The organism is Variovorax sp. PMC12, from assembly GCF_003019815.1.
In the GTDB taxonomy this organism is placed as follows: Bacteria; Pseudomonadota; Gammaproteobacteria; order Burkholderiales; family Burkholderiaceae_C; genus Variovorax.
Genome location: NZ_CP027773.1, coordinates 2,170,132 through 2,189,654, shown reverse-complemented (window position 1 = coordinate 2,189,654; position 19,523 = coordinate 2,170,132). Strand labels below are relative to the sequence as shown.

At 68.7% G+C, this 19,523-nt stretch carries 1 protein-coding gene; it reads right to left on the bottom strand.

Going from position 1 to position 19,523, the window contains the following annotated elements:
- Positions 1–38: 38 nt before the first annotated feature.
- Positions 39–19,274: an Ig-like domain-containing protein gene (locus C4F17_RS10180; protein WP_106935158.1), complete on the bottom strand. Its 19,236-nt coding sequence runs from the start codon at positions 19,272–19,274 to the stop codon at positions 39–41.
- Between the last annotated feature and the right edge of the window lie 249 nt (positions 19,275–19,523).

The window sequence follows — 19,523 nt, the reverse complement described above, 5'->3', positions numbered from 1 at the left end:
GAAAAGAAGGGAACCCCAAAAAGGGCTCCTTTCTTCGTTCAGATGACCGAGATGCCCTGCTGGATCCAGATATCTCCCAGCGTGTTCGCCGAATCCATGGTGCTGTTGTGATAGATGTTGTAGTTCACTCCATCGACCGTCCTGGATCCGGTGTTGCTCCACTTGTCCGAACCATGCAGCAGCTGCACCGTATCGTCTGAATCGCCGGTAACGCGCAGATGACCCTGGCCCGTGCCATTCACCGTGCCCGTGCTGCTCTGCTGGTTCAGGACGTCGGAGAGCCGCAGCTTGAGGGCATTGCCCTTGTTGGCTGCGCCGGTGCCGAGATCGAAGTTCTCGAAGCCCTTCACCTTCAGCCCAAGCGCTGCCAGGTCCAGCGTGATGTTGGAGGCATCGACCACCAGGGTGTCTATGCCCAGGCCACCGTCCACCCGAACAACGCCATTGATTTCCTCGATGTGGATCCTGTCGTTGCCCGCGCCGCCGTAGGCGCTGTCGCCTGAGCGCACGCCCGTGATGACGTCGTTGCCGGCGCCGCCGGAAAGCCTGTCCCGGCCATCGGTGGCCTTGATGACGTCGTCGCCGACCGTCAGCAGGTTGGTGAAGTTGAATGCGTCCGCATAGACCACCTCCAGGTAGCCCGTCGCCGCCGACCACGGCATGTCGTGGTATGGGGAACCGAGGGCCAGGTCGGCCTGCCCGTCGCCGTTCAGGTCGGACAACGCCACGTTCACGCCCAGCATCGACCCGGAGTTCGCGTCGCCGTTCTGGCGATAGTTGGCGTCGAATACCGTTGCCGATTGGGTACCCCTGTAGGCCGCCGTGACACTCTGGAACCCGGAGTAGCCGCCTTGCTGGCCGTACAGGATGTAGACGGCACCGTTGTTGATGCCGCCCACGTCGGCCAGTGGCGCGCCGATGGCGATGTCGTCTATGCCGTCGCCGTTGAAGTCACCCACCGAAGTCCCGTTGCCGAACATCGCATCCGCCGTGCTGTCCGACGCCGTGATGACGAAGCCATCGGCGGACGAGAGGTTGGCGAGGTTGACGTTCGAGGCCGCTCCGCCGGCCTTGCCGTAGACCACGTAGACGCGGCCCGGCCCTCGTTGCTCTCCAGCGTCCGGCCCGAATTGCGGCGATCCGATGATCATGTCCGCGATGCCGTCCCCGTTGACGTCGCCCGAGGAGATGGGCATGCCCGTGTTCGACAGGTAGCCGTAGGGTTCCGGGTCGATGTAGGTGCCCAGGTACTGGTTCGCCTGTTCGCCGTAGACGCGGAAGCCATTGCTGATGTTCGTGTAGTCGGTCTGCAGGCTGTAATCCTGCGGGAAGCCTTTCGACGTGCCGTAGATCACCTGGATGGCGCCGGCGTTGTCGATGTTGCCAGCTGGATTCCTGGCGTTGTACATGCCGTAGGCGAAGTCCGCGTAGCCATCGCCGTTGATGTCCCCGATGTTCATCACGTTGGTGGGGTAGCCGTTCGTGTTGTCGTTGTAGATGATCGTGTGCGGTCGGGTGCTTTCCGCCGATGAGTTGCGGCTGTCCGAGACATAGCTCGCCGGACTCGAACCGGTGAAGCCGACGTAGTAGTTGGACCAGGCTGCCGAGCCCGCGGCGCCGGCGTGCCCATAGAGGATGGCCGTGCCCGACGAGCCGGTGCCCCGCTGCCAGTCCTGCATGATGATGTCCGCGTACCCGTCGCCGTTCACGTCCACGAGCGCGCCGGCTGCGCCGAACCAGGTCGACCCGCCCTCGCGCTGCACGATCGCAACGCCGTTGCTGTCGCCGCCGGACGAGATGATGGTGCGCACATCCACGTTCACCGGAGCGGAGCCTGCACCCTCGGAAGACCTCCCGAAGATGATCCAGGCGCTGTTCAGGTTGTCGTCGTAGAGGATCACGTCCGAATAGCCGTCGCCGTTCACGTCGCCATAGCCCTGGACGGCGGTCAGGATGTTCGAGTCGGAGATATCGCCCGAAGTGAATATCTTCAGTCCGTCGGTTCCAGGCAGGTTCGAAACACTGCTCAGGTCCGGCAGCCCTTGCTTGCTGCCGTAGAGGATGTTGACGCTCCACTTGTTCGCGCTGCGCTCGGCCGACGATCCATGGGGCGCCACGACCGCGAAGTCGTTGTAGCCGTCGCCGTTGAAGTCGCCGATGGCCTGCACGTCGTAGCCGAAGTTGTCGGATTTGGTGGTGCCGGAAATCCGGCTGGTGCCGCCGCCCACCGTCACCACTGCCGGCGCGGAGGCGTTGCCGTTGTAGTCGCGTGCCACGGCCGTGACGATCGCGCCGATATTCACCGGCGCGGACGACGCGTCGATGCTCCATGCGCCGTCGGCGGTGACCGTGGCCGTGAAGGGGAGCACGTAGTCGATCACGCCGTCGGCGTTCCTGTCGACGCTGAGCGTCACGGTGATCGGCCTCGTCGAGGTGGGCGAAACCGTTGGCGTGTCGGCGTCCGAGGTCGTTCCCGAAAAGCGGGTGCCGTCGCTCTTCTGGATGGTGACCTCGGGTGGGGTCGTGTCGGCGGCTTGCGAGCCCTTGCTCGAGGCATTGCCGGCAAGGTCGTAGGCCACGGCGGAGACGACCGTGTTGGCGGCGATCGACGTCGATGGCGTCCAGGTCCAGTTGCCGTCGGCATCGGCGGTGACGCTCGCCTCGACAGACCCGTTGTTGCCCACGTCGATCGCGACCAGCGCGCCGGCTTCGGTCTTGCCCGCTACCAGTCTGCCCCCGACGCGCTGCAGATCGAGCCCGGGGGCGGTCCGGTCCACGGTCACGGCGACGATGCTGGCTGCGGGCGTGGTGTTGCCGGCTGCATCGGTGAGGGTTGCGCGGAACAGGTACTTTCCGTCGGACAGGTTGCTTTGCGCAGCCGTCGTTGCCTTCCAGACCGTGCCGCCGTCGGTGGACACCTCATAGCTCGCGGCCGAGGTGTCGGCGCCGGTCAGCACGAGATCGAAGGTGTTGTCGTTGCTGTAGCGGTCGGAAGATTGATTGGCGGCCAGCGTGCCTGCAGCGGCGAAGCTGTCCGAGTAGTTGTCCAGGCCCAGGGTGGCCACGGGCGGTGGCACGGTGTCGACGGTGAACGCCAGCGGTGCCGACTTCGGCCCTTCGTTGCCGGCCGCGTCGACGTTGCTCACCGCGAGGCTGTGCGCGCCGTTGGCCAGCTCCTTGCCTGCTTCGGGCGTGAAGCTCCAGTTGCCCGCGCCGTCGGCGCCTGCGGAGCCGATCAGCGTGCCGTTGTCATGGATCATGACCGTGCCGTTGGGCTCCGCTCCCGCGCCCTTCAAGACAGGCCGGGTTTCGTTGGTCGTGCTGCCCGAGACGATCGGGCCGGTGACCGGCGCGACGCCGTCCATCAAGCTGTCGATGGAAGGTGCCGAGGAAGGAGCCACCGTGTCGACCGCGAAGGCCAGCGGTGCCGACTTCGGCCCCTCGTTGCCCGCAGCATCGACATTGCTCGTGGTCAGGCTGTGCGCGCCGTTGGCCAGCTCCTTGCCGGCTTCGGGCGTGAAGCTCCACTTGCCCGAGGCGTCCGCCGTGGCGGTGCCGATGAGCGCGCCGTTGTCGTAGATCCTGACGGTGCCGTTGGGCTCGGCGCCCGAGCCCTTCAGCTCGGGGCGGGCATCATTGGTCGTGCCGCCCGAGATGATCGGGCCGGTGACCGGCGCGACGTCATCCGTGACGCTGTCGATGGACGGCGCCGTGGAGGGTGCGACGGTGTCGACCGTGAAGGCCAGGGGCGCCGACTTCGGTCCTTCGTTGCCTGCGGCGTCGACGTTGCTCACAGCCAGGCTGTGCGCGCCATTGGCCAGTTCCTTGCCAGCCTCGGGCGTGAAGCTCCACTTGCCCGAGGCGTCCGCCGCGGCGGTGCCGATCAGCGCACCGTTGTCGTAGACCCTGACGGTGCCGTTCGGCTCCGCGCCCGAGCCCTTCAGCTCGGGGCGGGCATCGTTCGTCGTGCTGCCCGAGGTGATCGGGCCGGTGACCGGCGCGACGTCATCCGTGACGCTGTCGATGGACGGCGTCGTGGAGGGAACGACCGTGTCGACCGTGAAGGCCAGCGGCGTGGACTTCGGCCCCTCGTTGCCGGCCGCGTCGACGTTGCTCACCGTCAGGCTGTGCGCGCCGTTGGCCAGTTCCTTGCCGGCTTCGGGCGTGAAACTCCACTTGCCCGAGGCGTCCGCCGTGGTGGAGCCGATCAGCGCGCCGTTGTCGTAGATCCTGACGGTGCCGGTCGGCTGCGCGCCCGAGCCCTTCAGCTCGGGACGGGTGTCGTTGGTCGTGCTGCCCGAGACGATCGGGCCGGTGACCGGTGCGACATCGTCGGTGACGCTGTCGATCAACGGCGCGCCTGTGGGCGCAACCGTGGCGACCGTGAAAGCCGTCGGTGCCGACTTCGGCCCTTCGTTGCCCGCGGCGTCGACGTTGCTCGCCGCCAGGCTGTGCGCGCCGTTGGCCAGCTCCTTGCCAGCCTCGGGCGTGAAGCTCCACTTGCCCGCCGCGTCCGCGGTGGCGCTGCCGATCAACGAACCGTTGTCGTAGACCCTGACGGTGCCGTTCGGCTCCGCCCCGGAACCCTTGAGCTCGGGGCGGGTGTCGTTGGTCGTGCCGCCGGGGGTGACCGGGCCGGTGACCGGCTCCGTGTCGTCGATGAGGGCGTCGATCGAGGGCGCCGCCGTTGGAGCGACGGTGTCGACCGTGAATGCCAGCGGTGCCGACTTCGGCCCTTCGTTGCCGGCCGCGTCGACGCTGCTCACCGCCAGGCTGTGCGCGCCATTGGCGAGTTCCTTGCCCATCTCGGGCGTGAAGCTCCATTTACCGGTGCCGTCTGCCGTGGCAGAACCGATCAGCGCGCCGTTGTCGTAGACCCTGACGGTGCCATTCGGCTCGGCACCCGTGCCCTTCAGCTCGGGGCGCGCGTCGTTGGTCGTGCTGCCCGCGCTGATCGGGCCGACGACAGGTGCGACGTCGTCCGTGGCGCTGTCGATGGAGGGAGGCGTGGCTGGCGCCACCGTGTCGACCGTGAAGGTCACGGGAACCGACTTCGGCCCTTCGTTGCCAGCCGTATCGACGTTGCTCACCGTCAGGCTGTGCGCGCCGTTGGAGAGCTCCGATCCCGCCGCGGGGGTGAAGCTCCATGTGCCCGTGCCGTCGGCGGTGGCAGTGCCGATCAGCCTGCCGCTGTCGTAGATCCTCACGGTGCCGTTCGGCTCCGCGCCGGAACCCTTGAGCTCGGGGCGGGTGTCGTTGGTCGTGCTGCCGGACGTGATCGGCCCGGTGACCGGCGTCACGTCGTCCGTGATGCTGTCGATGGACGGTGCCGCCGAGGGAGCGCTCTGGTCGACGACGAGGGTGAAGACTGCCGAGGCTCCGCCGCGGTTGCCCGCCGCATCCTCGACGCGCGCGGTGTAGCTGTAGCTGGTGCCGTCGACGAGGGCGGTGTCCTGGAAGGTCCAGGTCGCGGCGCCCGTCATGGTGGCGGCGCCGAGGCGCACGCCGTCGCGGTACAGCGCCACCACTTCACCTGCGCCCAGCGTGCCTGCGAGCGTGCCGTTGAGCTGCGGCGCGGTGTCGTTGGTCTTGCTGCCGGATGCGAATGTGCCTTGCTGCGGGTCCTGGTTGTCGAGATAGCTCGTGATGGCCACCGCCTGCGTCGGCGCGGTCGTGTCGACCGTCAGCGTGAAGCGCGAGGAGGGCGCGCCTTCGTTGCCGGCGGCATCCGTGACGACCGCCATGTAGCTGTGCGTGCTGCCTTCGGCCAGCGTGGACGTGGCAAAGCTCCAGCGGGTGCCGGTCACGGTGGCGGTGCCCAGCAGCGTGGTGCCTTCGTAGACGCGCACGGTATCGGTGGCGCCGATGGCCGTGCCCAGTTCGCCGCGAAGCACGGGCGTGGTGTCGTCCGTGCTCGTGCCGCTGGCGAAGTCTCCCTGGATGGACCCGACGTTGTCGGTGTAGGCGGTGATGGTCGTGGTCTGCGCGGGCGCGGACGTGCTCACGGTCAGCGTGAAGGCGCTCGAAGCCGCGCCCTGGTTGCCTGCCGCATCGGCCACCACCGCCTTGTAGGTGTGGGTGCTGCCGTTGGCCAGCGCGGGCGTGGCGAAGGTCCAGCTGGTGCCCGTGACCGTGGCGGTGCCGAGCAGCGCCGTGCCTTCGTAGATCCGCACCACGTCGGTCGCGCCGATGGCTTCGCTCAGCGTGCCGCGCAGCAGCGGGGTCATGTCGTCGGTGGTGGTGCCGCTGCCAAAGTCGCCCCGGTTGGTGCCGACGTCGTCGGTGTAGGCGGTGATGGTCACGCTCTGCGCTGGGGGCGTGGTGTCCACGGTCAGCGTGAAGGCCGGGGAGGCTGCGCCGACGTTGCCCGCCGCGTCGGCGATTGCCGCGGTGTAGCTGTGGGTGCTGCCGCTGGCCAGGGCCGGAACGGCGAAGGTCCAGCTCGTGCCGGTGACGGTGGCGGTGCCCAGCAGGGTCGTGCCTTCGTAGATCCGAACCACGTCGGTGGCGCCGATGGCATCGCTCAGCTTGCCGTTGAGCACCGGCGCGGTGTCGTCGGTGCTCGTGCCGCTGGCGAAGTCGCCCCGGTTGGTGCCGATGTCGTCGGTGTAGGAAACGATGGTGACGGCCTGCGTCGGCACGGTGGTGTCTACCGTCAGCGAGAAGGCTCCCGAGGTCGTACCCTTGTTGCCCGCGGCATCGGCGATTGCCGCCGTGTAGCTGTGGGTGCTGCCGTCGGCCAGAGCCGGCGTGGCGAAGGTCCAGGCGGAACCGGACACGGTGGCCGTGCCCAGCAGCGTGGTGCCTTCGTAGATCTGGACGACGTCGCCGGTCTTCAGGCCAGAGACGGTGCCCTTGAGCGTCGGCGTCGTGTCGTTCGTGCTGGTGCCGGTGCCGTACTCGCCGGTGTTGGGCGCGACGTCGTCGATGTAGGCGGTGATGGCGACGGCGTTGTCGGCAGTCGGTGCGCTGGTGTCGATGACGATGACTTGCGAGGTGGGCGAGCCCGCATTGCCTGCGGCATCCACCACGCGTGCCAGGAACGTGTGGCTGCCATCGGCCAGGGCGGTGGCCGTGTTGTCGAACTGGTAGGTATCGCCGCCGACCAGCGAGGCCTTGTTCCAGGTCCTTCCGTTGTCCAGGGATATCTGTACCGTGGCGCCCGGCTCCATGGCCTTGTCGACTGTGACCGTCGCTACGAGCGTGCGATCGCTGGTGACGAAGTCGCTGTTGCTCGTGCCGGTGTCGGTGCCGATCGCGCTGAGCGTGGCCTTGGCGGTGGGTGGCGTGGTGTCGACGTTGATCACGAACGAGCCCGAAGGCTTGCTTTCATTGCCCACGGGGTCGATGGAAGTGGTGGTGAGCTGGTGCGTGCCTTCTGCCAGCGGCGTGGTGGGGGTGAAGCTCCAGCTGCCGTCGGCCTGCACCGTGGTGCTGCCGATGGGGCTGCCGTTGTCGTAGACCTTGATGACGTCCCCGGGCGTCGCCCCTGCGCCGGAGAGCGTGGGCGTGGTGTCGTCGCTGGCACCCCCGGTCGCGAGCGGGCCTTGCACCGAGCCGACGTCGTCCGTGGCCTTGGCGATGGTGGGCACGTTGGGAGCGGTGGTGTCGATGGTCAGGGCCAGCGTGGCTTCGCCCTTGGTGCCGGCGGCGTTCACGGCGGTGGCGGTGTACTTGTGCGCACCTTCGGCCTGCACCGGCAGCGCGAGGCTCCAGTTGCCGTTGGTGTCCGCCGTGGTGGAGCCCAGGGCGCTCGAGTCTTCCCTGATCGTGATGATGGAGCCGGCCGTTGCCGTGCCCACCAGGGTGGGCGTGGTGTCGTCCGTGACAGCGCCCGGGGCGAGGTTGCCCTGCTTGCTGCCCTGGTCGTCCACCGCATGGGTGATGCTGACGACGACGCCGGAGGTGTCGACCGTGAAGCTCAGCGGTGCGCTGGCGGCGCTGGTGTTGCCCGCGGCATCGGTGAGCGTGTGCGTGATGCTGTGCGCGCCTTTGGCAAGTGGCTTCTCGGGCGTGAGGCTCCAGGTGCCGTCGGCCTTGACGGCGGTGCTGCCGATGAGGGCGGCGCCGTCATACAGCTTGACGGTATCGCCGGCCCTGGCGCCGGTTCCGCTGAAGGTGGGCGAGGCGTCGTCGGTGGAGCCGCCGGAGGGGATAGCGCCGGTGACAGCGCCCTGGTCGTCCGTGGCCACGACGGTGGCCGGAGTGGCCGGCGCCGTGGTGTCGAGCACGATCGGGTAGTCGCCCGTGGCCGGGCTGGCCTGGCCGGCGCCATCCACGGCGATGGCCTTGAGGTTCTTGACGCCGTCGCCGCTCAGCGGGCTGGTGGTCACGCTCCAGGTGCCGTTGGCGGCCACGCTGGTGGAGCCCACGGCCACGCCGTCGGCATAGACGGTGACGACCGTGCCGACGGTACCGGTGCCGCTCAACGTGGGCGTGTTGTCGTCGGTGCTCGCGTTCTGCGCGATGCTGCCGCTGACACTGCCCTTGTCGTCGCTCACGCCGGTGATGGCGGGAGCCGCGGGCGCGTCGCCCAGCAGGGTGAAGGTGGAGGCGGGCGTGGTGGCGCTGACGTTGCCTGCTGCATCCACGGCCTGCGCGGTGAAGCTGTGCGGGCCGGTTGCCAGGGGCAGCGCGGGCGTGAAGCGCCATGTGCCGTCGGCGTTGACCGGCGTGCTGCCGATGAGCTTGCCGTTGTCGTAGACGTTGATGCTGGCGACCTGGGCGGGATCTGCCTTGCCGATGTATTCAGGCTTGCTGTCGTCGGTTTGAGCGCCCGAGGCGATGGGGCCTTGCACGGCGCCCACGTCGTCCAGCACCTGGATCTTCGAGGCGTCCAGCGTCGCGGGCACCGTGGTGTCCACGTCGATCACGAGGGCGCCCGACTGGGGGCTCTCGTTGCCGGCCGCATCGGTCAGCGTATAGCTGAGGCGGTGCGAGCCTTCGGTCAGGGGCGCGCTCGGTGTCAGCGTGCCGCTCGCGGCGTCGTGGATTGCGGCGACCCTGGCTCCGTCCACATACAGCGACGGTGTCGAGCCGGACGCCACCGTGCCGATGTTGATGCCGGGCATCGCGTCATCGGTGGTCGCGGCGGTGCTTGCCGGGCTCTGGATGGTGCCGACGTTGTCGGCATAGCTCGCCGGAACCTTCGGTGCCGTCGGCGCGGTCCTGTCGACCGTGACCACGAGTGCCGGGGCCTGCCTGCTCTCGTTGCCGGCCGTGTCGGTCAGTGTGTAGCTGATCCGGTGCTCGCCTTCGGCCAGGGGGGTGTTGGGCGTCAGCGTGCCGCTCACGGGGTCATAGTTCGCAGCGACCTTGGCGTCGTCCACGTACAGAGACGGCGTCAAGCCGTTGGACACCTGACCGATGTTGAGGCCGGGCGTGGCGTCGTCGGTGGTCGGCGCGGTGCTGGCCGGGCTCTGGATGGCGCCGACGTTGTCGGCGTAGCCTGCCGGAGTGGACGGCGCGCCTGGCGCGCCAGTGCGGACGGCGACGGACAGCGCAGGGGCCTGCCCGCTTTCGTTGCCGGCGGCGTCGGTCAGCGTGTAGCCGATCTGGTGCGCGCCATCGCCGAGCGGGACGTTCGGTGTCAGCGTGCCTGCGACCGGGTCATAGGTCGAGGCGACCTTGACGCCATCGACATACAGCGAGGGTGTGAGGTCCGCGGATACCGGGCCGATGTTGAGTCCGGGCGTGGTGTCGTCGGTGGTCGCGGCATTGCTGGCCGGATTCTGGATCGCGCCGACGTTGTCGGCATAGCCGGTTGCCGCGACCGGCGTGCCTGGCGCGGTGGTGTCGACATTCACGACGAAGGCGCCCGAACGCGGACTCTCGTTGCCGACCGGGTCGATGGCCGTGGCGGTGAGCTGGTGCGTGCCTTCTGCCAGCGGCGTGGTCGGCGTGAAGCTCCAGCTCCCGTCGGCCTTGACCGTGGTGCTGCCGATGGCGCTGCCGTTGTCGTAGACCTTGATGACGTCGCCGGGCGTCGCCCCTTCGCCGGAGAGGGTGGGCGTGGTGTCGTCGCTGTAGCTGCCGGTCATGAGCCGGCCTTGCACGGAGCCGACGTCGTCGGTTGCCTTGCCAATGGCGGGCACGTTGGGAGCGGTGGTGTCGATGGTCAGCGAGAGCGAGGCTTCGCCCTTGGTGCCCGCCGCGTTCACCGCGGTGGCCGTGTACTTGTGCGTACCTTCGACCTGCGCCGGCAGCGTGAGGCTCCAGTTGCCGCTGGCGTCCGCCGTGGTGGAGCCGAGCACGACCGATTCTTCATGGACAGTCACGATGGCACCGCGCGTCGCCTTGCCCACGAGCGTGGGCGTGGTGTCGTCCGTGAGTGCGCCGGGAGCGAGGTTGCCCTGCTTGCTGCCCTGGTCGTCCACAGCATGGCCGACGCTGACGACGACATTCGCGGTGTCGACCGCGAAAACCAGAGGGGCGCTGGCTGCGCTGGTATTGCCCGCGGCGTCTGTGAGGGTGTGGGTGATGCTGTGCGCGCCATCGCCCAGCGGGGTGCTGAGCGCGAGGCTCCACTTTCCATCGCTCGCCGCAGCGGCGCTGCCGATGAGTGTGGCGCCGTCGTACACCTTGACGACGTCGCCGGCCCTGGCGCCGCTGCCGCTGAAGGTGGGCGAGGCGTCGTCGGTGGAGCCGCCAGCGGGGATGGCGCCGGTGACCGCGCCCTGGTCGTCCGTGGCCACGACCGAAATGGGCGTGGCTGGCGGCGTGGTGTCCAGCACGATCGGATATGCACCCGTGGCCGGACTGGCCTGGCCGGCGCCGTCCACGGCGATGGCCTTGAGGTTCTTGACGCCATCGCCGCTCAGCGGGCTGGTGGTCACGCTCCAGGTGCCGTTGGCGGCCACGCTGGTGGAGCCCACGGCCACGCCGTCTGCATAGACGGTGACGACCGTGCCGACGGTACCGGTGCCGCTGAGCGTGGGCGTGTTGTCGTCGGTGCTCGCGTTCTGCGCGATGCTGCCGCTGACGCTGCCCTTGTCGTCGCTCACGCCGGTGATGGCGGGCGCCGCGGGCGCGTCGCCCAGCAGGGTGAAGGTCGATGCGGGCGTGATGGCGCTGACGTTGCCCGCCGCATCCACGGCTTGCGCGGTGAGGCTGTGCGGGCCGGTCGTCAGGGGCAGCGCAGGCGTGAAGCGCCAGCTGCCGTCGGCGTTGACCGCCGTGCTGCCGATGAGCTTGCCGTTGTCGTAGACGTTGACGCTGGCGACCTGGGCCGGGTCTGCCTTGCCGACGTATTCAGGCTTGCTGTCGTCGGTTTGAGCGCCCGAGGCGATGGGGCCTTGCACGGCGCCCACGTCGTCCAGCACCTGGATCTTCGAGGCGTCGAGTGTCGCGGGCGCGGTGGTGTCCACGCTGACCGTGAAGGCACCCGATGGCGCGCTCTCGTTGCCGGCCGGGTCGACGGCCGTGGTGGTGAGTCGATGCGTGCCTTCGGTCAGCGGGGTGGCCGGCGTGAAGCTCCAGCTGCCGTCCGGCTGCACCGTCGTGCTGCCGATGGGGGTGGCGTTGTCATAGACCTTGATGACGTCGCCCGGCGTTGCGCCGTTGCCGGAGAGCGTGGGCGTGGTGTCGTCGGTGGAACTTCCGTTGGCGAGCGGGCCCTGCACGGAACCCATGTTGTCGGACGCGGCGCCAATGGCCGGAATGGCCGGAGCGCTCTTGTCGACTGCAAGGGACAGCGCCGGTGCCGGCTTGCTCTCGTTGCCGGCGGTATCGGTCAGCGTATAGCTGATCTGGTGCGCACCTTCGGGCAGTGCGCTGGTCGGCGTGAGGGTGCCGGTGACCGGGTCGTAGGTCGACGCGACCTTGGTGCCGTCGACATACAGCGAGGGCGTGAAGTCTTTGGTCACGGTGCCGATGTTGATGCCGGGCGTGGTGTCGTCGGTGGTCGGCGCGGTGCTGTTCGGGCTCTGGACGGCGCCGACGTTGTCGGCATAGCCGCTTGCCGCAACCGGAGCGGCCGGAGCGTTCGTGCTGACGGTAACGGCGAGTGCGGGCGCCGGCTTGCTCTCGTTGCCGGCGGCGTCGGTCAGCGTGTAGCCGATCTGGTGCGCGCCATCGCCGAGCGGGACGTTCGGTGTCAGCGTGCCTGCGACCGGGTCATAGGTCGAGGCGACCTTGATGCCGTCGACATACAGCGAGGGTTTGAGGTCTGCGTCGACCGTGCCGATGTTGATGCCCGGCGTGGTGTCGTCGGTGATCCTGGCGGTGCTGGCCGGGTTCTGGACTGCGCCGACGTTGTCGGCATAGCCGGTTGCCGCGACCGGCGTGCCTGGCGCGGTGGTGTCTACGTTGACGACGAACGAGCCCGAAGGCTTGCTTTCGTTGCCCACGGGGTCGATGGAAGTGGTGGTGAGCTGGTGCGTGCCTTCTGCCAGCGGCGTGGTGGGCGTGAAGCTCCAGCTGCCGTCGGCCTGCACCGTGGTGCTGCCGATGGGGCTGCCGTTGTCGTAGACCTTGATGACGTCCCCGGGCGTCGCTCCTGCGCCGGAGAGCGTGGGCGTGGTGTCGTCGCTGGCACCGCCGGTCGCGAGCGGGCCTTGCACCGAGCCGACGTCGTCCGTGGCCTTGGCGATGGTGGGCACGTTGGGAGCGGTGGTGTCGATGGTCAGGGCCAGCGTGGCTTCGCCCTTGGTGCCGGCGGCGTTCACGGCGGTGGCGGTGTACCTGTGCGCACCTTCGGCCTGCACTGGCAGCGCGAGGCTCCAGTTGCCGTTGGTGTCCGCCGTGGTGGAGCCCAGGGCGCTCGAGTCTTCCCTGATCGTGATGATGGAGCCGGCCGTTGCCGTGCCCACCAGGGTGGGCGTGGTGTCGTCCGTGACGGCGCCCGGGGCGAGGTTGCCCTGCTTGCTGCCCTGGTCGTCCACCGCGTGGGTGATGCTGACGACGACGCCGGAGGTATCGACCGCGAAGCTCAGCGGTGCGCTGGCGGCGCTGGTGTTGCCCGCGGCATCGGTGAGCGTGTGCGTGATGCTGTGCGCGCCTTTGGCAAGTGGCTTCTCGGGCGTGAGGCTCCAGGTGCCGTCGGCCTTGACGGCGGTGCTGCCGATGAGGGCGGCGCCGTCATACAGCTTGACGGTATCGCCGGCCCTGGCGCCGCTGCCGCTGAAGGTGGGCGAGGCGTCGTCGGTGGAGCCGCCGGCGGGGATGGCGCCGGTGACAGCGCCCTGGTCGTCCGTGGCCACGACGGTGGCCGGAGTGGCCGGCGCCGTGGTGTCGAGCACGATCGGGTAGTCGCCCGTGGCCGGGCTGGCCTGGCCGGCGCCATCCACGGCGATGGCCTTGAGGTTCTTGACGCCGTCGCCGCTCAGCGGGCTGGTGGTCACGCTCCAGGTGCCGTTGGCGGCCACGCTGGTGGAGCCCACGGCCACGCCGTCGGCATAGACGGTGACGACCGTGCCGACGGTACCGGTGCCGCTCAACGTGGGCGTGTTGTCGTCGGTGCTCGCGTTCTGCGCGATGCTGCCGCTGACGCTGCCCTTGTCGTCGCTCACGCCGGTGATGGCGGGGGCCGCGGGCGCGTCGCCCAGCAGGGTGAAGGTGGAGGCGGGCGTGGCGGCGCTGACGTTGCCTGCTGCATCCACGGCCTGCGCGGTGAAGCTGTGCGGGCCGGTTGCCAGGGGCAGCGCCGGCGTGAAGCGCCATGTGCCGTCGGCGTTGACCGCCGTGCTGCCCAGCAGCATGCCGTTGTCGTAGACATTCACGCTGGCCACTTGTGCAGTGTCCGCCTTGCCCGCGTAGGTGGGCTTGCTGTCGTCGGTCTGTGCCCCGGAAGCGATGGGGCCCTGCGTCGAACCCACGTCGTCCAGCACCTGCAGCACCGAAGCGTCGAGCGCCGGGGGCGGCGTGATGTCCATGCTGACCACGAGAGCGCCCGAAGGCGCGCTCTCGTTGCCGGCCGCATCGGTCAGCGTGTAGCTGAGGCGGTGCGAGCCCTCGGCCAGCGGCGCGTTCGGTGTCAGCGTGCCTGCGGCCGGGTCATATGTCGCTGCGACCTTGGTGCCGTCGACATACAGCGAAGGCGTCGTGTCGGCGGGTACCGTGCCGATGTTGAGCCCGGGCATGCTGTCGTCGGTGCTCGGCGCGGTGCTGGCCGGGTTCCGTACGGTGCCGATGTCGTCGGCATAGCTCGTCGGCATGACCGGCGCGACCGGGGCGGTCTTGTCGACGACGACGGCAAGCGCCGGCGCCTGGGCGCTCTCGTTGCCGGCCGTATTGGTCAGCGTGTAGCTGAGGCGGTGCGCGCCTTCTGCGAGCGGGGCATCCGGCGTCAGCGTGCCGAGGGCCGGGTCATAGGTCGCGGCGACCTTGGTGCCGTCGACGTACAGCGAAGGCGTGGAGCCGGATGGCACCGGTGCGATGTTGAGTCCCGGCGTGGCGTCGTCGGTGGCCGGCGCGGTGCTGTTCGGGCTCTGGACGGCGCCCACGTTGTCGGCATAGCCGCTTGCCGCAACAGGCGCGGCCGGAGCGTTCGTGCTGACGGTGACGGCGAGCGCGGGCGCCTGCATGCTCTCGTTGCCGGCGGCGTCGGTCAGCGTGTAGCCGAGCTGGTGCGCGCCGTCGCCGAGCGGGACATTGGGCGTCAGCGTGCCTGCGACCGGGTCATAGGTCGAGGCGACCTTGGTGCCATCGACATACAGCGAGGGCGTGAGGCCGTTGAGCAGCGTCCCGATGTTGATGCCCGGCGTGGTGTCGTCGGTGATCCTGGCGGTGCTGGCCGGGTTCTGGATGGCGCCGACGTTGTCGGCATAGCCGGTTGCCGCGACCGGCGTGGCCGGAGCGACGGTGTCCACGGTGATCACGAAGTCGCTCGACGGCTTGCTCTCGTTGCCCACGGGATCCGTGGCCGTGGTCGTGAGCCGGTGCGCTCCCTCGGCCAGCGGCGTGGTGGGCGTGAAGCTCCAGCTGCCGTCGGCCTTGACCGTGGTGCTGCCGACGGCGCTGCCGTTGTCGTAGACCGTGATGGCATCGCCGGCGGTTGCGCCGCTGCCGGTGAGCGTGGGCGTGGTGTCGTCGCTGGCGCCTCCGTTCGCGAGGGGGCCCTGCAACGTGCCCACGTCGTCCGTGGCCTGGTCGATGGCAGGAATCTTCGGCGGCGTGGTGTCGATGGTCAGGCCGAGGATGGCCTGCCCGTTGGTGCCGGCGGCGTTCACCGCGATGGCCTTGTATTCGTGTGCACCCTCGGCCTGTTCCGGCAGCGTGAGGCTCCAGTTGCCGCTGGCGTCCGCCGTGGCGGAGCCGAGAACTGCAGCGCCTTCGGTGACCGTGACGACCGCGCCGGCCGTGGCCTTGCCCGCGAGCGTCGGTGTGGTGTCGTTGGTGAGCCCGGCAATCTGCCTTGCTCCGCGCCCCGACGTGCGCTCCTGGGCCTGCTTGACGCTGACGATGACGTCGGAGGTGTCGACCGTGAAAGCCAGCGGCGCGCTGGCGGCGCTGGTGTTGCCCGCGGCATCGGTGACCGTTTGCGTGATGCTGTGCAGGCCCGCGCCCAAGGACGCGGCGGGCGTGACGCTCCAGCCGCCATCGGTCGCGACCGTGGCGCTGCCGATGAGGGTGGCGCCGTCGTACACCCTGACGGTGTCTCCGGCCTTGACGCCGCTGCCGCTGAAAGTGGGCGAGACGTCGTCCGTGGTGCCGCCGGACGCGACCGTGCCTTGCACCGCGCCAACCTTGTCCGTTGCCACGACCACGCCCGGGGTGGCGGGAGGCGCGGTGTCGAGCACGATCGGATAGATGCCCGTGGCAGGACTGGCCTGGCCCGCGCCGTCGACCGCGATGGCGCTCAGGTTCTTGACCCCGTCGGCACCCAGCGGGTCGGTGGTCACGCTCCAGGTGCCATTGGCGGCCACGCTGGCCGAGCCCACGGCAACGCCGTCGGCGTACACGGTCACGACCGTGCCGACGGAGCCGGTGCCGCTGAGCGTGGGGGTGTTGTCGTCGGTGCTGGTGTCCTTGGCGATGTTGCCGGTCACGCCGCCCCTGTTGTCGCTCACGCCGGTGATGGCCGGTGCCGCGGGCGCGGTGCCCAGCAGCGTGAAGGTCGAAGCGGGCGTGAGGGCGCTGGCATTGCCCGCCGCATCCACGGCCTGCGCGGTGAGGCTGTGCGCGCCCGTGGACAGCGGAAGCGCGGGCTCGAAGCGCCAGGTACCGTCCGCGTTCACGGCAGTGCTGCCGATCAGCGAGCCGTTGTCGTAGACGTTGATGCTCGACACCTGCGCGGGGTCGGCCTTGCCGGTGTAGGTCGGCCGGCTGTCGTCGGTCTGTGCGCCGGAGGCGATGGGCCCCTGCACGGCGCCCACGTCGTCCAGCACCTGGATGAGCGAGGCGTCCGGCCGCGAGGGCGGCGTGGTGTCCACGTCGACCGTGAAGTCGCCCGAACGCGGGCTTTCGTTGCCGGCGGCATCGATGGCCGACGTGCTGAGGCGATGCGTGCCTTCGGCCAGCGGCGTGGTCGGCGTGAAGCTCCAGCTGCCATCGGCCAGCACCGTCGCGCTGCCGATGGGGCTGGCGTTGTCGTAGACCCTGATGACGTCGCCTGGCGTTGCGCCGCTGCCGGTCAGCGTGGGCGTGGTGTCGTCGGTCGAACTGCCGCTCGTCAACGGGCCCTGCACCGAACCGACGTCGTCGATGGCCTTGGCGATGGAGGGCGCGGTCGGTGCCGTCGTGTCGATGGTGAGCGAGAGCGAGGCTTCGCCCTTGGTGCCTGCCGCGTTCACCGCGGTGGCCGTGTACTTGTGCGTGCCTTCGGCCTGTGCCGGCAGCGTGAGACGCCAGTTGCCGTTGCCATCCGCCGTGGTGGAACCGATGACAGTCGCGTTTTCCGTGACGGTCACGACGGCCATGGCCGTTGCCGTGCCCACGAGCGTGGGAGTGGTGTCGTCGGTGAGAGCCCCTGGAGCGAGGTTGCCTTGTTTGCTGCCCTGGTCGTCCACCGCGTGGCCGACGCTGACCACAACATTCGATGTGTCGACCGTGAAAGCCAGCGGCGCGCTGGCGGCGCTGGTGTTGCCCGCGGCATCGGTGAGCGTGTGCGTGATGCTGTGCGCGCCCTGGCCCAGGGGTTTGTCCGGCGTGAGGCTCCAGCTGCCGTCGGCCTTGACCGCGGTGCTGCCGATGGGGGTGGCGCCGTCATACAGCTTGGCGATGTCCCCGGTCCTGGCGCCGGTGCCGCTGAAGGTGGGCGATGCGTCGTCGGTGGAGCCGCCGGCGAGGATGGCGCCGGTGACTGCGCCCTGGTCGTCCGTGGCCACGAGGGTGGCCGGTGTCGCCGGCGCCGTGGTGTCGAGCACGATCGGGTAGTCGCCGGTTGCGGGGCTGGCCTGGCCCGCGCCGTCGACTGCGATGGCGCTCAGGTTCTTGACGCCGTCGCCGGTCAAAGGATCGGTCGTGACGCTCCAAGTGCCGTTGGCGGCCACGCTGGCCGAACCCACGGCCACGCCGTCGGCGTACACGGTGACGACCGTGCCGACGGTGCCCGTGCCGCTCAGCGTGGGGGTGTTGTCGTCGGTGCTGGCATCTTTGGCGATGTTCCCGTTGATGCTGCCCTTGTTGTCGCTCACGCCGACGATGGCCGGCGCGGCAGGGGCATCACCCAGCAGGGTGAAGGTGGACGCCGGTGTGAGAGGGCTGGCGTTGCCTGCCACATCGACCGCTTGCGCGGTGAAGCTGTGCGCACCGGTGGACAGGGGCAGTGCGGGCGTGAAGCGCCAGGTGCCGTCGGCGTTCACCGCCGTGCTGCCGATCAGCGTGCCGTTGTCGTAGACCCTGACGCTCGAAACTTGCGCCGGGTCGGCCTTGCCCACGTATTCCGGCTTGCTGTCGTCGGTCTGCGCACCCGCCGCAATGGGGCCGCGCACGGCGCCTATGTCGTCCAGCACCTGGATGACGGAGGCTTCCAGCGCCGCAGGCGGCGTGGTGTCCACCTCGACCGTGAAGGCGGCCGAAGGCCTGCTCTCGTTGCCGGCGGGGTCGACGGCGGTGGTGGTGAGCCGATGCGTCCCCTCCGGCAGAGGCTTGGGCGGCGTGAAGCTCCAGCCGCCGTCGGCCCTGACCGTCGTGCTGCCGATGGCGCTTCCGTTGTCGTAGACCTTGATGACGTCGCCCGGCGTTGCGCCGCTGCCGGTCAGGGTGGGCGTGGTGTCGTCGGTGATGCCGCCACTGGCGAGCGGCCCCTGCACCGGGCCCATGTCGTCCGAGGCAGCACCGATGGCAGGCGCGCCGGGAGCGCTGGTGTCGAGGCGGACGTTTCCTGTCGTCACCGGTGGGGAAACGTTGCCGGCCATGTCGCGGCTGGTTGCGCTCACGCTGATCGCGTCGCCTTCCACCGGATTGGCGAAGGAGGCGTTGACAAAGCCGTTGGCGACGTCCGCTGCGGTCAGGGTGATGCTGGACGAGGCCGTGCCTGCAGCAAGTGTGATGACGTCGCCCGCGGTCGCGCCGGACACCAGCGTGACCTGCACCGTCACATCGGCGCCTTTCTCGCTGGCGTTGATGAAGCCATCCTTGTTGGCGTCATTGAGGATGGCGATGCCGATGACCGGCGGCTTGCCGTCGACCGCGGCCGTGGCCTCGGGGCTGGCGTTGCCGGCTGCATCGGTGGCGACGGCGTGCAGAGCCGTGCCGTCCTTCGGCGGATTCGCCGGGGCGATGGTGTACGTGCCGTCGGACGCGGCGGTGGTGCTGCCGATGATGTTGCCCGAGTCGTCCTTGATGGTGATCACGGAGCCGGCTTCGGCCAAGCCTGTGATCAGCTTGCCGTTGGTCGGATTGATCGTGGGAGCCGCGGGCGGAATGGTGTCGCCCGGTGCCGGCAGCGCAGAGGGGAAGACGAACGCCTGAAAGTCGTCGCCCCTGCTGGCGAAGGCAACTCCTCCCGCCAGAGCGCCGCCAACCAGAAAAGGCACGAGGCCGAGCTCGAAGTCCTGGTGCAGCAGCAATGGCTCGATGGAATCGATATCCAAGTACTCCACCGCCAGGTCGCCCTGGTTGTCGCTGATTTCGGCGAGCCACATGCCCTCTTGATCGTCGTTCAGTACCAGGTCGTTCCTGTTTCCGTCGAAAGCGGTGAAGAAGTCATGAATGGTGATGACCTCGCCCGAAACAGCGGTCACGACCAGATCATTGCCGACACGACGCATGCCTTTGATCCTGTCACTCGACAGGCCAATTCGAACGACCGAGGCCGCTTTCAAGGAGACCTCGTTCACCAGGATTTGGCTGACTTCTCCACCACGCTTAGCAATTACTTCCAACGAAAACATCTTCTATTCCCTGCTTTTTAAATCCGAGATCAATTACTTCTTTTGAACGCAATTGAATGGGTGCGATATGTGCTGCTGCCAACCAGGGGTTGCCCTCGGGCTGGGCTTCCGAGCGAGATCGGCACACCCTTTCAGATCGTTCGGACAGCGCAATGTAGTGGGTTACATTGCGTTCTGAATATTTCAATCATTGAAGGCAGATGACAATCGCGACCACCAAATTTATTCTTGTGGGGGTGCGATTCAAAG